The organism is Neorhizobium sp. T25_27, assembly GCF_002968565.1.
GTDB classification, from domain to species: domain Bacteria; phylum Pseudomonadota; class Alphaproteobacteria; order Rhizobiales; family Rhizobiaceae; genus Neorhizobium; species Neorhizobium tomejilense.
In genome coordinates this window covers 400,682-415,065 of sequence record NZ_PVBJ01000003.1, presented here as the reverse complement: position 1 = coordinate 415,065, position 14,384 = coordinate 400,682, and the positions used below count along the sequence as shown (strand labels likewise).

The following is a 14,384-nucleotide window of genomic DNA, read 5'->3' as shown; positions in this document are numbered from 1 at the left end:
CGCCAGGTGCAAGTGATGCAATGAACGGTATTTTGGCCTGCGTGTCGTGCGGACGGGCTGACACAGAATCCGTTGTCCGTTTCGGATCGTACATTCTCCGATGCGCCGCTTGCGGCGAAACTGTCGTCACAACATCCTTCATCGCCGTGCTCGACACCGATCATCAATGCTCTGCCTTTTTCGACGCCGGTCCCGGACAACACCCTCAGCCGAAAGCGCTCGTCGCGCGGGGACCGCTCCGGCTGATTGCGACGACAATCAATGCCGCTGCAAGCGATGGAACTTTGGTCCGCCTGATTTTCGAGCGAACGGGCTGATCGATCGTGGAGAGGGGCGCGGCTTGAGGTGACTGAGGATGTCCGCATTCCTGGTTTTGTCCCGTCGAGGCCAGCAGCCGAAGCGCCACCTGGACGGCAAGATCAACATCAACTTCATTGGATACAGCTTCGCCTCCCATGTTCAATCCCAAGGAGATTTTAGGTTCGAGTCCCTTCAAGGCGACCGGGCGGCACGCGGAATGTTGGCTCTCTATTCCAATTCGTTGACGCGCGAACTCCGCCTGGATTGGGGGAAACCACGATTGCATGCCTGAAGTCCGACTGACGGCGAATTCGCAGACTCCTGCGCCAGAGAATGCGCCGGCGCCTTAAAGCGGCAGGTGAGAATGGTCCGGATTGGGCAAGGCCTCCGCATTGACTAGTTGTAACTGCTCCGTGGTTTCGCGCTACTTGAACTCCGCGAAAAGCGTTGGCGAGCCGGCGGCCGGGGGGGTGCGGACCCTTCGGTCGCCGATCCCGTCTTGACATCCTATATCGCCGGCTAGATAGCAACCAACAGCAACATGACCTCGTCATTCGAGGTCATGGATTGCGAGACTTTGTAGTCGCTGTGACGAGCGCGAGGCCATGCGGACCGCGCCGCTGCCCAATTATACGGACAATTGAACCTTGCTTGCGGCGGATGCGGCTAATCCTTCGGTGCGTATCTAAGATCGATCGGATTGACCCAGCATATTTGCCTACTGCTCCGAGCCATCCTGCTCGAGACAAGACCACCCCCGCGAAAACCTATCTATCGGTATGGCCATGTCCCATCCTTAGCTTGATCGATCCCACCGCTGCCATCCCTTAGTTTGCGGTGAGTTGCTGACCGATTTGGGCCTGTTCTGCGCCCATGGAGGATCTCATGTCGCATAGCGAAATAGGCTTGCAAGCCAAGAACGACTTTCCACTTTCTGTTGCCGGTGCCGCCGCTAAGGGTCACCCGCCCGATTCCATCCCCGGCACGGTTCATGATCTGGGCAATCTCATACAGGTTGCGGTATCAGCATTGAACATCCTCTCCCGCAACGCTCATTTGGCGGCCGATCCGAGCCTGCCGCCCATCGTTTCCAGCGCGAGAATGTCTCTTGCACGCGCCGGAACGCTTGTGGAGCAGACCCTCCGTCGGGCACGCGAGGGAGCGGCCTCGGTGGAAGCTGTCAGCATCGGTGGCTGCCTGAGCGAGCTTCGGGAGCTGGTCGAGAAAATCTGGGAGCCCGAAATTCAGCTCGACGTTCAGGTGGAGCCGGATTTACCGCCCCTGACCTGCAGTCGGATCAATCTGCTGGGAGCCATTATGAACCTGCTGACGAATGCGCGCGATGCCATGCCGGATGGCGGGACTATCGCACTTGCCGCGCGAAGAGCGGCAAAAGGCGGATCTACGGCGGCTGTCGAGATAGAGATCTTGGACAATGGCCTCGGCATGAGCGCAGATACGCTGCAGCGCGCCTTCGAGCCCTTCTTCACAACAAGAGCGACGGGGCTTGGCGGCTTCGGCCTGCCCGTGGTCAAGCGGTTCGTCGAGGAAGTGGGGGGACATATCGCAGTTGAAAGTAAACTCAATGCCGGCACTCAGGTCACAATGTATCTGCCGATTGGCGTATGCCGATGATGGCTTAGGCGGAAGCCAGACGTTGCCCTCTTCAGCGGTTATTGATTTCCGTGCCGCCGCAGTTCCGCTTCGGGGCAGTTCAAATCAGTGCTTGCCAGCCATAACGCGGACAAGTATAGTCCGCGTTATGGCTCACATAACGGCAGGTGTGGAATACGGGTTGCATTGTCTCCTGTGGTTGACAAGCTCGCCGGGAGCGCCGCTCAGCAGTCGCGATCTGGCTGACTTTCAGGGGATTTCGCCTAGCTTTGTGGCGAAGGTATTTCCGAAGCTGGAGAAGGCGGGGATCGTGACCGCATCCGAGGGCATCAAAGGAGGATATCTGCTTGCAAAGCAGCCCCAAGATATCACCGTTCTGGAGGTTGTTGACGCGATCGAAGGCAGAAAGCCCTTGTTTGACTGCCAAGAGATTCGTAGCCGCTGCGCTGTATATCGGGAGCGGCCACCGTCATGGGCAACGAAAGGCGTATGCGCGATCCATGCGGTGATGTTGCGTGCTGAGAAAGCTATGCGAGATTCGCTCGCGAGCCAGACGTTGGCGGATATTGCCGGTGATTTGGCGCGCAAGGCGCCGCCAGCGTTCTCCGACGATGTTCGCAAATGGCTTGTCGACAGGGCAAGGACCAGGACCCGGGGGCCTGCTGCGGAAGATGGAGCGTTGCCCTGAATTGCAGGCGAAGCAGGACGTGAAGTTGCGGCTGGCGGGCTGAAAACGCGGCCGCTCGGGTAGATGGGGATGTAGAGCAATGAAGGATACAATCGTCCTAGAAGGCAGCGCTGCTTCTCACTCGCTGTTGCCCATTCAGCCGGGAGACGATTCGGTTGGCGGGAGACGCTTCGTGAAGCCTGTTTCCCGCCTTTTCGAGAGGTGATCCGATGGACACCTTAACCGTCACTGCGGATAGTCCATTGGTCCTCGTCGTCGACGACGACGAAGACGTTCGCAACTCCCTTCAGGAACTTATGGAATCTGTCGGGCTTGATGTCGTCTGTTTCCCGTCGCCCCGGGAACTGTTGAGCGCCGGTCTCCCCGATCGGCCCGGCTGCCTGGTGCTAGATGTCCGAATGCCCGGCGCGAGTGGTCTTGACTTGCAGCATCAACTCTCGGCGCGCGGAATTACGAAACCCATTGTCTTTCTCACAGGATACGGCGACATTCCGATGACGGTGCAAGCCATGAAGGCCGGCGCCGTCGATTTCCTGACGAAACCGGTTCGCGACCAGACGTTGTTGGACGCCGTGATTGCGGGCATTCAGCGGGACGTGGAGCAGAGGGCGCAGGCGGAGAACATCCATCAGCATTCCAGCCGGTTCGCGACGCTGACGCCGCGCGAACGTCAGGTGCTTCGTGAAGTTGCGCGCGGCCGCCTCAACAAGCAAATCGCTTTCGAGCTCGGCATCAGCGAGATCACGGTAAAACTCCACCGCAGCAATGTAATGCGTAAGATGCGGACTATTTCTATCGGCGAACTCATTCGCGCCTGGGATTCATTGCCTTCCAGTCTTCGCGAGACGCCGCAGGCTTGAGCCTGCGCAATACTGTCCTCACAGCCAAAAGCTGCTCCCCGAGGCATTGGTCTTGGCGCGTCAGCGCCGTACGCCCCTTCCTTCGCCATCTGACACAACCCGGAAAGCTGGGATTGTCTTCGAGCTTTAGCCGCCGATTATTGGCGAGGCATGAGGCCCTCCCTTTTCACGGGGGCGGTTGCCCTGAGTTCAGGCGGGATAACCTAATCACCCGATCTATCCTACCTGTACTCTGGGACTAGATGGTCGATGCCTCTGTTCGATAGGCTGGCGGCCCGGCGTAGCGCATTCTCCTGACCAGTCGAAGAGGCTTTAACAGGAGACGTAAGATGCGCGATATCATCAAAACTCTGTCGCTTGCCGCAATGGTGGGTACGGCAGTTGCAGCATTCGCACATGCCGCGGAACCGCCCGCCAAACCGACGATCGTGCTGGTGCACGGCGCATTCGCCGGCTCGTCGAGCTGGAACGGTGTTATCAGCGCGCTTGCCAGGGACGGTTATACGGCGATCGCCGCTGCCAACCCGCTCCGCAGCGTCGCCAGCGATGCCGCGACTGTCGCAAGTGTCCTCCGCTCGATTTCGGGACCGGTGGTGCTGGTCGGTCATTCATACGGCGGGCCGGTCATCACCGAAGCGGCGAACGGAAATTCGAATGTAAAGGCTTTGGTCTATGTCTCCGCTTTCGCTCCGGAGGCCGGTGAATCAAGCGCGAGCCTTTCGGGAAAATATCCCGGCAGCACGCTGGCGGACGCTTTGACTACGACTGCGCTGCCGGGCGGCGGGCAGGACCTCTACATTCGACGGGACCGCTTCCACGATCAGTTCGCCGCCGATGTGGCCGAAGACGAGGCGCGGTTGATGGCAGCCACCCAGCGCCCAATCACTCAGGCCGCGTTGGCCGAACCGTCGGGCGCCGCCTCCTGGAAGACGCTGCCGTCCTACTCCATTTACGGTTCCGCAGATCGCAATATCCCGCCAGCCGTGCTGAGCTTCATGGCCAAGCGCGCGCATGCGTTGAAGACCGTCGTCATCGAGGGCGGTTCGCATGCCCTGACGGTGTCACATCCCAAGGAAATAGCCTCTCTAATCGAGGAAGCAGCTTCGGCGGAATAACGCCGGCAGCAGACCCGCAACTCAATATCAAACTTGAAACCAGGAGATAGGACATGAAGATCGTCGTAATTGGAGGCACGGGCCTCATTGGTTCGAAAACCGTCGAACGGCTTCGCAAGAAGGGACATGAGGTGCTTGCCGCATCTCCAAATTCGGGCGTGAACACAGTGACTGGAGAAGGTCTTGCCGGAGCTCTGGCCGGTGCCGAGGTGGTTATCGATCTGGCGAACTCGCCGTCCTTCGACGAGAACGTCGCAATGGAATTCTTCGATGCAGCTGGTCGCAACCTCTTTGCGGCGGAAAAGGCCGCAGGCGTTCGTCATCATGTCGCGCTGTCGGTGGTCGGCACAGATCGTATGCAGGCGATGGGATATTTCCGAGCCAAACTGCGTCAGGAAGAGCATATCCGCAGCTCAGGAGTGCCATACACAATCGTCCATGCCACCCAGTTCTTCGAGTTCGTGGGTGCCATCGCCCAGTCGGCAACCGAAGGAACGAGTGTTCGCGTGCCGACGGGCGCTTTTCAGCCGATCGCAGCGGACAATGTCGCCGACGCCATGGCTGACGCCGCTCTAGCTAAACCGGCGAACGGTATGATCGAGATCGCCGGGCCCGAGCGCGCACCAATGAATGAATTCATTGAGCGCTACCTCAAGGCCACCAATGATCCGAGAACCATCCTCGCCGATCCGCATGCCCGCTATTTCGAGGTCGAGATCGACGACCGGACACTGGTTCCGGATGCCGGCGCTCGCCTTGGCGCGATTCGCTTCGAGGACTGGCTCCAGTCCCCTGCCGCCCAGAAAAAGTAAGCGGCTCACTCGCAAATTCCTCCCGGCTTCACCGGTCTCTCAGGGCCGGCAAGCCTCATTTCCCAGGAGACGAAGATGATCAGGACATTTCTTTGCGCGACGGCTCTCGTATTTGCCTCCGCGGCTGCGGTTTCGGCGGATGATGACCACAGCGATGAGAAGGTAACGGTGGTCTACGACCAGCCACTGCCCAACGTGCCCGGTAAGAGCATGAAGGGCGTGCTTGTCGAATATGCGCCCGGCGGCTCCTCGCCCGCTCACACGCATCCCAAGTCCGCCTTCATTTACGCGACGGTTCTGGAAGGAGCGATAACCAGCAGGGTCAATGGTGGGCCGGTGACGGTCTACCATGCCGGCGAGAACTTTTCCGAGTTTCCCGGCGACCATCACGCCGTTAGCGAAAATGCAAGCAAGACGGAGCGTGCTCGCCTCCTTGCCGTGTTCGTCGTCGACACGAACGAGACCAATCTGACGACCTACGAAAAGTAAACTCGAACGGGAAAGGCGGTTCTCGCCTGAATAAATGACGGAACGGCGCCCCTAGCCGGCGCCATTCCGGTTCCGATTACAGTTGATACCGACATGTCCGGCTGTGCCTGCGAGCGCCGTCAGGAGGAAATCATGCGCATCGAAAAGCTCTATCCCATGACATCGGCCCGCCTGATGGTGATCGATGTCGCCGCCACACTGCAGGCCGCCGCCCTGACGCTTTCCAACCCGGGGATTGGACTTGTGGTCGTCAGCGAGGGACACGGAAAGGCAGCTGGGGTACTCAGCAAATCCGATCTTATTCGCCATCTTGCCGACCGCGAGCCGAATGCAAGCGTCGAGGCGCTGATGAGCCGCAACATCATTTCCTGCAGCCCGGCAGATGAACTACAGGCGACATGGCAGGTCATGGTGGAAACCCGCATCCAGAACATGCCGATCCTTGGCGCAGACGCAAAGCCGCTCGGCGTTCTAGATATCCGCGACGCCCTGAAGGTTCTCTTCGAGCAGGAGCAGTTGCAGGAACACATGCTGGCGAATTACATCGCCGGCATCGGCTACTGACCTCCGAATACGGGACGATCATCATGCTTCAGGCATATGTGGGTGAAATCGCCGCCGCGCCGCTCGCATGGCTGATCATTCTAGGTTTGACCGGGATGGCCGTTTGGAAGCTCATCGGTCCGTTACACTCCAACCTGCGGCTCGTGGTGCAGATCGTCTTTTTCACGGCCATGACCTCCGTCCTCTTTCTCGAAGATATTCCGCTCGGTGAATCTCAAGGCCTGCGGATCGGCGACGAGCGTGCCGTGTTCATCGTTTTCGGCCAATTGCTGTGGTGGCTCCATCTCTCCTGGGCCGTCATCGGGTTCGTGCGCATCTATCTTGTATTGGAAGGTCGGCCCCGCGAGGCCCGCCTGCTGCAGGACATTGTCGTCGGTGTCGTCTACATGTGTGTCACGCTTGCCGCCCTGGCTTTTGTTTTCGGCGCTCCTGTTGGAACGCTGATCGCGACGTCCGGCGTCATCGCCATTGCGCTTGGTCTTGCCCTTCAGAATACACTCGGCGACGTCTTTTCCGGTGTCGCCCTTAATCTCGGGCGTACCTTTGCGCTAGGCGACTGGATTCTCCTTGAAGACGGCACGGAAGGACGAGTTACAGCAAGCACCTGGCGCTCGACGCAAATTCTGACGGGCGCCAACAACATCGTCGTGGTGCCTAATAGTGTCCTTGCAAAGCTGAAGCTGACCAATGTCAGCCGGCCCGATGAAACGCATCTCCTAAAGATGACAGTACGGCTGGTCCCGACGCACGCACCCTCAATTGTCGAGGAGGCCATGTTGACGGTTCTGGCCGGCTGCAATTCGATCATCCGCGAGCCACCGCCACTGGTCTCGTTCGGCGGCCTCGATGCCACCGCGCTGGAAATCCGTCTTTTTTTCCGCGTGAGCAATCCACTTCTGAGAATAAGGGCTCAAAACGAGGTGATCGATCGAGTCTACCGTCATTGCCGATCGTCCGGGCTGCATCTTGCGATGCCGCCCTCGGCGATCGCCATCATGGACGGAACTTACTTGCAGGAAATCTCTGCACCTCCTGAAGCGATACTGCAGGAGGTTGTCGATGAAAATCCGATCCTCTCCAGGCTGACGCGATCCGAAAGAGAGAAATTGGCTCAGTCGGGAATCGAGCGCGAATATCGGGAGGGTGACGTCATCGTCGCCCAGGGACAGGCGCTACCTTGGATGATGATCATCCGCACCGGCGTCGTATCGATGCAGCACGAGGAGCAGGAAAAAAGACGCCTTTCCTCGGGCGATTTCTTTGGGGAAACCGGCCTTCTGGTGGGAACGGAGGAGGCCTACACGCTGCAGGCCCTGACGCGCGTCACTGCTTACGAGATCGACCAGAAGAGTTTTGCGCAGCTGATCGCCGAACGACCGGCAATAGCCGAGGAGATCGCGGCAATGCTATCCTCGGGTTCTGGCGACGTCGGCGATCTACGGCTTGCAGAAGAGAAACACGAGCGGACTGCCACCGCTTTTCTGAAGTCAATTCGGACGATCTTCAGCAGCTGAATATGGAGAGCACGGCGGGCCGCAAGACCCCGGCATTGCCTCTTTGCGCCGCACTTGGATCGGATATCTGCTGGCGGTTACGGTATGCTTAGCCACAGTCGTAAGCTGAATCGGCCCGCGGATCTTCGCCCTATCCTTCGGAACAGGTGTTTTTGTTGCAAGCTCCCATATACCGTCCCTGGTGGAGAGGCCGTGGCATAGTGTCAAGCGAACCATGGTGATCTCAAATGAAATGGGATCGGGTTGAGACATGTCGAAGTCCGCCGGAGCTTCGGGGATGGGTAGAAGTGGGGGATCGGCAAGTTCCCCCGATATCGATGCCGTACAGGCGGCAAAGATCGTCGAGCGGATCACCGGCAATGCCTGGGCAACCGATGCCGGCGGCAATTTTATCTATGTGACGCCGGCGGCACTCGCCTTTTTCGGCACGAGCCTGGAAAGCCTCAATGCGCAGCCGGAGGAACATACGCTTGGCTGGAAACATGTGATCCATCCTGAAGACTACGATGCGGCAGCTGCGACATGGCGCCGTTGCTTGCGGACGGGGGAGCATTACAACGTCGAGCACCGGATGCTGCGGGCGACTGGTGTGTATGTCTGGGCGCGCAGCACGGGACAGCCGGTACGCGACAGGGATGGTTCGGTAGCCGGATGGTACGGCACGGTGATCGATATAGCCGTCCCGTCGCGCCCGAACGACTGCGACGACCGACTTGCCGATCAACCCGCGCAGGATCCACGTCTATCAATGGACGCGGTTCATCCACACGACAGGCCAGCCGTGGAGCAGGCAGCGGCGCGAGCCTTCTTTCACGGCATTCCTCAGGTTAGCAGTTATCGGCAGCTCCAGGAGGATGGCAGCTACCGCTGGATCGAATTCCTCGTGGAGCCGGACTACAGCATCAGCGTCGATGTCGACCCGGCAGTGGCGCGGCAAGACGAGCCATGGACGATGGCAAGCTCGTTCGGCGAGACGGGCGACGCGGTTCAAGCCGCGCTTGCCATCGAGAAACTCTATGGTGGTGCGTGGGCGATCGACACCATCGGGCAATTCACCTACGCAACCCCCACGGCCCAGACCTCGATCGCGATGACGCTTGAGGACCTCAACGTTCTCCTGGACGGAAAGCCTTTCCTCGAAGGCGGTAGGCAAGGCTGGCAGCGCGGCGCGCATCCCGACGACAGCGAAAGGGCAGGAGAAACGCTGCGCCGCGCGCTCAAGACGGGCGAGCACTGGAATTTCGAATATAGGGTCCTGCGCGCCAACGGCGCCTTTGTCTGGCATCGGGCCGCGGCCCGCCCGACGCGCGACGGGCAAGGGCGTATCACCGGATGGTATGGAACAGCATTGGATATTGACGTGTATAAAAAAACCGAGGCGGCTCTCCGAGAACGCGAACGGCAGTTGCAGCAGCTCATCGACACCGTGCCGGCATTGATCTGGAGTACGATGGCGGATGGAACGCCAGCCTTTGTGAACAAGCGCTTCACGGAGGTGACAGGGGCTAGGCTTGAAGACATGACGGCACCGGATGGCTCGGCTTCGCTTGGCGTTGTGCATCCCGATGATAGGGCGGCGGCCCGCGAGGCCTTTCTGCATTCGGTGAGAACAGGCATCCCATACATTAGGCGATACCGCCAACGCCGAGCCGGCGGCACCTATCGCTGGACTGAAACGCGGGCGGAACCATCGCGCGATGAAGCAGGCACGATCATCCAATGGTATGGCGTGAGTTCCGATATCCATGATCTCATAACCAGCCAGGAGGCGTTGCGCGAAAGCGAGCAGCACCTCCAACAGCTGGTCGAAACGCTGCCTGCGCTGATTTATTGCGCTCTGCCAAATGGCAAGCCGATCTATCGCAGCCAGCGTCTTCGCCAATATCTCGGCTTCAACCTCGAAGACACGGATGATCTGGGAAAATCCCGGCTGGACGGGACGCTCGACGCTGTTATCCATCCTGATGACCTTGCGTCCGTGAAGGAGCAGTATGCTCATTCGCTTGCTACCGGCGATCCGTATTTGCTGAGGCATCGGCTGCGGCGCTTCGACGGTGTGTATCGGTGGGTGGAGACCCGGGCCTCAGCCATGCGCAACGGCGACGGCGAGATTGTGCAATGGAATGGCATTTGCCTCGATATTGAGGATCAGGTGCGCGCGCAGGAGGAGCTTAGCCGTGCCCAGGAAAATCTCGCCCGCTCCAGTCAGGCGGCAAGCTTAGCGGAGTTGTCGGCGTCTATTGCGCATGAGGTGAATCAGCCGCTTGCAGCCGTCATGAATTATTCCAGCGCCTGCCAGCGCTGGCTCACGGCCGAGCCGCCGAATATCGAGCGTGCCCAGAAAACGCTGGATCGCATCGTCCATAGTGCCAATTCCGCGGCCGATGTCGTCAGCCGCATTCGCGCTCTCTTCAAGCAATCGACGGACAAACGGGATAGCACTGAGCTCGGCGCCGTCGTCAGACAGGCGCGTGACCTGCTTGCGGAGGAGGCAGCGCGGCGGCGCATCCGGATGGATATCGAAGGCGAGAGTGGTCTTCGGCTCGTTCCGTTCGACCGGGTGCAGATCCAGCAGGTGTTGGTCAATCTGATGCGCAACGGCATGGATGCGATGGCTTCCGTGCCAAACGAACGTGTCCTTCAGATCCGCGCTTTTCGGGCGGGCGATATGGTGCGGATAGAGGTCAGCGACAGGGGCCGGGGTATCCAGTTCCCTGACAAGATCTTCGAGCCCTTCTTTACGACCAAGGACCAGGGCATGGGCATGGGCCTCGCAATTTCCCGCTCGATCGTCGAAGCGCATGGCGGGCAGTTATGGGCGGAAAAGAATGAACCGCACGGCGCGAAAATCGTTTTCACACTGCCGCTCGACGTAGCGAAGATGCCATGATCCATTAGCCGGCGCAGGAGGTAAGACGATATGAACAAGCCTGTGGTAGCGATCGTCGACGACGACCCAAGGGTGCTTGCTTCATTGGTGGAACTCCTGGAGTCGGCCGGATATGAAATCCGCAGCTTCATATCGGGAGAGGCATTGCTCGCTTCCGGTCTTAAGGGGGTGGATGTGTTGATCACCGATATCGGCATGCCCGGTCCCGATGGGTTCGAACTGCGCGACCTTGCCAGGCGGGAGAACCCGCAACTTCCCGTATTCCTGGTCACCGGGCGGCACGAGATAACGGACAGAGACCGAGCCAGAGGCATTGGCGGTTTTCTGCGAAAACCCTTTGATGGACATGCTCTGCTTGCGGCCGTTCGTGACGCGCTGGGCGAGCGGCAGGGCTGAGGGCTGGGGTTTCAATCGTTTTTCCTGGTCACGAGATCACGGCTGTCTCACCGTAGACGTGGCCGGTCCGATTGGCCCAGGCATCGGCCTGGAGCGTCTGTTTGTTAAATCAGCGATTACCGCTCGTTCAACTTCTGTCCTCACAACATCTGCGTCTTGATCCTCATGACGGCGAAGCCATAACTTAATCCTCGCTCTCATAGACGAACGGGAGAGCATGCCCTGTTCTTGGGTGTAGCCCTCCCTCTCCCTAGGCTCAATCGACCGCCATGAAGCGCCCCAATACACTCCTTCGCATGGTTCGTGCCCCCCACGTTCCAATCCCGCACAACAGGAGCGCGCTATGACGCAGGCAGAAGCAAATCCCCCCATGATGGATCGGCCGGAGACAAAAATGAATATAGAGAACACTTCACGCTCCGGCAGGCCGGCAACTGAAGAACTTGTTCCGTCGCGTTATGCGGTGAACATTGGCGAGATAGAAGTGCTGGTAATCAGCGATGGCGTGCTGCCCCTTCCGACCAAGATGTTGGGCCACAATGCCGACGCCGCAGAACGCGCTGTCTGGCTGGACAGTATGTTTCTGCCGCAGGAAGCTTTCGACTGGGCGCTGAATGCGGTTGTCGTGCGCAGCGGCACACAGGTCATCCTCATCGACGCCGGCCTGGGGCTGGATCCCGAATTGAACCTCCCGCGGGCCGGGCAGCTGGTCAAGCGACTGGAAAGCGCCGGCATCGATCTCGGGTCGGTGACCGACGTGGTGTTGACCCACATGCACATGGATCACGTCGGCGGGCTGCTCGTCGATGGCGTGAAGGAGCGGCTACGTCCCGACCTGCGGATTCACGTTGCCGCAGCCGAGGTTAAATTCTGGGAAGCACCTGATTTCTCGCGCGTAAACATGCCTCCCGGCTTCCCGGATGCGCTTCGGGCGACGGCCAAACGGTTCGCCAAGGAATACCACAACCAGCTGCGCCTTTTCGATGAGGAACAAGAGGTGGCTCCGGGCGTCGTCGTCTCCCGCACCGGTGGCCATACGCCGGGGCATAGCGTGGTCCGCGTCGCTTCCGGGAAAGACCGGCTGATGTTTGCAGGCGATGCCGTCTTTGCGGTCGGATTCGAACACCCCGGCTGGTTCAATGGCTTTGAGCATGACCCCGAGGAAGCTGCTCGCGTTCGCGTTCGGCTTTTGCGGGAGCTGGCGGAGACGGGCGAACTGCTGGTAGCCACCCATATGCCATTCCCGTCGGTCGGGCATGTCGCAGTCGACGGCGACGCCTTCCGTTGGGTTCCGGTTTTCTGGGACTACTAACGGCCTATCGGCGACTGCATGCGATCCGACATTCAGAAGATCGCATGCAGCGTTCCGTCGCAATATCGCATCAACGGATGCGTGCACGGCGCGATCATCAATACTACCGCAAAAGTTGCAGAAAGGGTGATGACATGACTGCGATGGAAACGCGCATAGTTGCGGGTATTTCGGTTCCTCACAGCCGGCTCGTAGAGCGCGCGATAGAGCACGCGCACCATGCCTACGAGCCCTATCTCTTCAATCATGTCATGCGCTCGTGGCTTTTTGCGGTAAAGCTCGCTGAACTGCAGAATGTAGCCCATGACGCCGAAGTGCTCGCCGTGGGCACGCTGCTGCATGACATCACCCTCAACGATCGATTTGCGGGGCCTCGCCGCTTCGAAGTGGAGGCAGCCGATCTTGCCCGAGATTTTGCGACGGACGCGGGGCTCAACAGACGGCGCGCCCAGTTGATCTGGGACAGCGTTGCGCTCAACTCGACGCCTTCGATCGGGCTCTACAAGGAGGCCGAAGTGGGCCTTTGTACTACCGGCATCTGTTTTGATGTGGTCGGCCTGAAATATAGCTTCATCCCATCATCTGACGTGCGCACGATCGTTGCCGAATTCCCGCGGCTCGGAATGAAGCGAAAAATGACCTCTTGTTTCTGCCACATCGCGAAAACGCAGCCGGAAACCACCTATGACAATTTCGTGCGGGACTTCGGTGAGCGTTTCGTTCCGGGCTATACGGTTCCTTCCTCGGTCGATCTCGTTGCAGCTGCTCCCTTCGACGAGTGACTGGCATTCTTGCGGCCTGGTGCAGAACGGCACTACGCCCATCTAGTACGGCGACGAAGGACCGGGCGGGACAGCGGTTATCTCCCGCCCAAATTACAGGTTGGCGAGGGCTCTGGCCTCACCGGCTATATAATCGCCAAATAGTCTTACACGCGCCGGAACAGTCCGCCCATAAGCATGCAGTAGGCTAAGCGGCAGCTTTGGAAGTGCGATTTCCGGTGCGAGATCGACCAGCGTGCCGGCTCGCAATTCGTCCACAACGAGGCATCGCAGAAGATAGGCAGCGCCGAGCCCGCTCAATGCAGCATGGATCAGGGCCGAGCCTGTGTCGCAATCGACCCGTCCCCTTGGAATGAAAGTCGTGCCGTCCGCAAGTCGGACAGGCTGCACCGCACCATTCATGGTGTAGCGCGCAAAAGGCAGGTCGGGGAGGTCTTCCACTGATCGCCTGGTCACTTCAAGAAGAGCCGGGGAGGCGACGATCGCCATTGGTAGATCCACCAGGCGGCGGACGATCAGGTCCTCCTGCATCGGCGCGCCGGCGCGCAGGACGACATCGTAGTCCTCCCGAACTAGATTGACGAAACGATCGGTCAGCCCGAGATCGAGCTGGATGTCCGGATAATCTTTCGCAAACGTGCCGAACAGACGGGGGAGTAGCAGCGGCGCAAGCTCGCCGGGCATGCTGATCCGCAGTCTGCCAGAGGGAGTCGCTTGCGGTCGAATGGTTTCATCGCTCGCATCCAGCTCGCGCAGCAGAGGAGCGACGCGCTCAAGGAACGCCTGCCCGTCCTGCGTTAGGGTCAGCGCTCGAGTGGAGCGCAGGAAAAGCCGCGTACCGATCTTCTTCTCCAGCCGTGCCACGCTTTTCGAAACCCCCGATGGTGTTGTGCTGAGATCGCGCGCCGCCGCCGTAAACGAACCTGCTTCCACGGCCCTCACGAATGCCATCAGGCCCGACGTCTCATCCAGCAGGTTCGGCATTTACATCTCCGTGGCACAGATCATGTGCCCGACAGGGGGCTAATAGCTCGCACCGCTAGCATTT

At 59.5% G+C, this 14,384-nt stretch carries 15 protein-coding genes; 14 read left to right on the top strand and 1 reads right to left on the bottom strand.

Annotated features, from left to right (window positions below; genetic code table 11):
• Nucleotides 1-20: 20 nt before the first annotated feature.
• From C5J24_RS32330 to C5J24_RS12100, 14 genes are all read left to right on the top strand, one after another.
• A complete protein-coding gene (locus C5J24_RS32330) occupies nucleotides 21-317 on the top strand; it encodes a hypothetical protein (protein ID WP_105403697.1) in 297 nt (98 codons plus the stop codon).
• Nucleotides 318-355: 38 nt separating this feature from the next.
• A complete protein-coding gene (locus C5J24_RS12160; protein ID WP_105418145.1) occupies nucleotides 356-592 on the top strand; it encodes a hypothetical protein in 237 nt (78 codons plus the stop codon).
• Between the two features lie 593 nt (nucleotides 593-1,185).
• Nucleotides 1,186-1,935: a sensor histidine kinase gene (locus tag C5J24_RS12155; protein WP_172723931.1), complete on the top strand. Its 750-nt coding sequence runs from the start codon at nucleotides 1,186-1,188 to the stop codon at nucleotides 1,933-1,935.
• Nucleotides 1,886-2,602: an Rrf2 family transcriptional regulator gene (locus C5J24_RS12150; RefSeq protein ID WP_371674177.1), complete on the top strand. Its 717-nt coding sequence runs from the start codon at nucleotides 1,886-1,888 to the stop codon at nucleotides 2,600-2,602. Before C5J24_RS12155 ends, C5J24_RS12150 begins: the two co-directional genes overlap by 50 nt.
• 209 nt (nucleotides 2,603-2,811) lie before the next feature.
• Complete coding sequence (locus C5J24_RS12145; protein WP_046627744.1) at nucleotides 2,812-3,462, top strand: response regulator transcription factor; 651 nt, start codon at nucleotides 2,812-2,814, stop codon at nucleotides 3,460-3,462.
• 329 nt (nucleotides 3,463-3,791) lie between these two features.
• Nucleotides 3,792-4,577, top strand: coding sequence for an alpha/beta fold hydrolase (locus C5J24_RS12140; RefSeq protein ID WP_105403646.1), 786 nt, complete (start codon nucleotides 3,792-3,794; stop codon nucleotides 4,575-4,577).
• Between the two features lie 53 nt (nucleotides 4,578-4,630).
• Nucleotides 4,631-5,389 (top strand): SDR family oxidoreductase, encoded by a 759-nt coding sequence (locus tag C5J24_RS12135; protein WP_105403645.1) that lies wholly within the window; start codon nucleotides 4,631-4,633, stop codon nucleotides 5,387-5,389.
• Between the two features lie 75 nt (nucleotides 5,390-5,464).
• Nucleotides 5,465-5,878 (top strand): cupin domain-containing protein, encoded by a 414-nt coding sequence (locus C5J24_RS12130; protein ID WP_046627748.1) that lies wholly within the window; start codon nucleotides 5,465-5,467, stop codon nucleotides 5,876-5,878.
• Nucleotides 5,879-6,010: 132 nt separating this feature from the next.
• Nucleotides 6,011-6,442 carry a CBS domain-containing protein gene (locus tag C5J24_RS12125; RefSeq protein WP_046627836.1) on the top strand — a complete coding sequence of 144 codons (432 nt, stop codon included), beginning with the start codon at nucleotides 6,011-6,013 and terminating at the stop codon, nucleotides 6,440-6,442.
• A gap of 23 nt (nucleotides 6,443-6,465) precedes the next feature.
• Nucleotides 6,466-7,956 carry a mechanosensitive ion channel family protein gene (locus tag C5J24_RS12120; protein ID WP_105403644.1) on the top strand — a complete coding sequence of 497 codons (1,491 nt, stop codon included), beginning with the start codon at nucleotides 6,466-6,468 and terminating at the stop codon, nucleotides 7,954-7,956.
• Nucleotides 7,957-8,206: 250 nt separating this feature from the next.
• Nucleotides 8,207-10,846 carry a PAS domain-containing protein gene (locus C5J24_RS12115; protein ID WP_105418141.1) on the top strand — a complete coding sequence of 880 codons (2,640 nt, stop codon included), beginning with the start codon at nucleotides 8,207-8,209 and terminating at the stop codon, nucleotides 10,844-10,846.
• A gap of 30 nt (nucleotides 10,847-10,876) precedes the next feature.
• Entirely contained in the window at nucleotides 10,877-11,242 is a 366-nt protein-coding gene (locus C5J24_RS12110) for a response regulator transcription factor (protein ID WP_105403641.1), read from the top strand.
• Between the two features lie 343 nt (nucleotides 11,243-11,585).
• Nucleotides 11,586-12,554 carry an MBL fold metallo-hydrolase gene (locus C5J24_RS12105; RefSeq protein ID WP_105418139.1) on the top strand — a complete coding sequence of 323 codons (969 nt, stop codon included), beginning with the start codon at nucleotides 11,586-11,588 and terminating at the stop codon, nucleotides 12,552-12,554.
• 44 nt (nucleotides 12,555-12,598) lie between these two features.
• Nucleotides 12,599-13,336, top strand: coding sequence for a hypothetical protein (locus C5J24_RS12100; protein ID WP_342588857.1), 738 nt, complete (start codon nucleotides 12,599-12,601; stop codon nucleotides 13,334-13,336).
• Between the two features lie 93 nt (nucleotides 13,337-13,429).
• Here C5J24_RS12100 and C5J24_RS12095 read toward each other — a convergent pair whose 3' ends face one another.
• Complete coding sequence (locus tag C5J24_RS12095) at nucleotides 13,430-14,320, bottom strand: LysR family transcriptional regulator (RefSeq protein ID WP_105403638.1); 891 nt, start codon at nucleotides 14,318-14,320, stop codon at nucleotides 13,430-13,432.
• Between the last annotated feature and the right edge of the window lie 64 nt (nucleotides 14,321-14,384).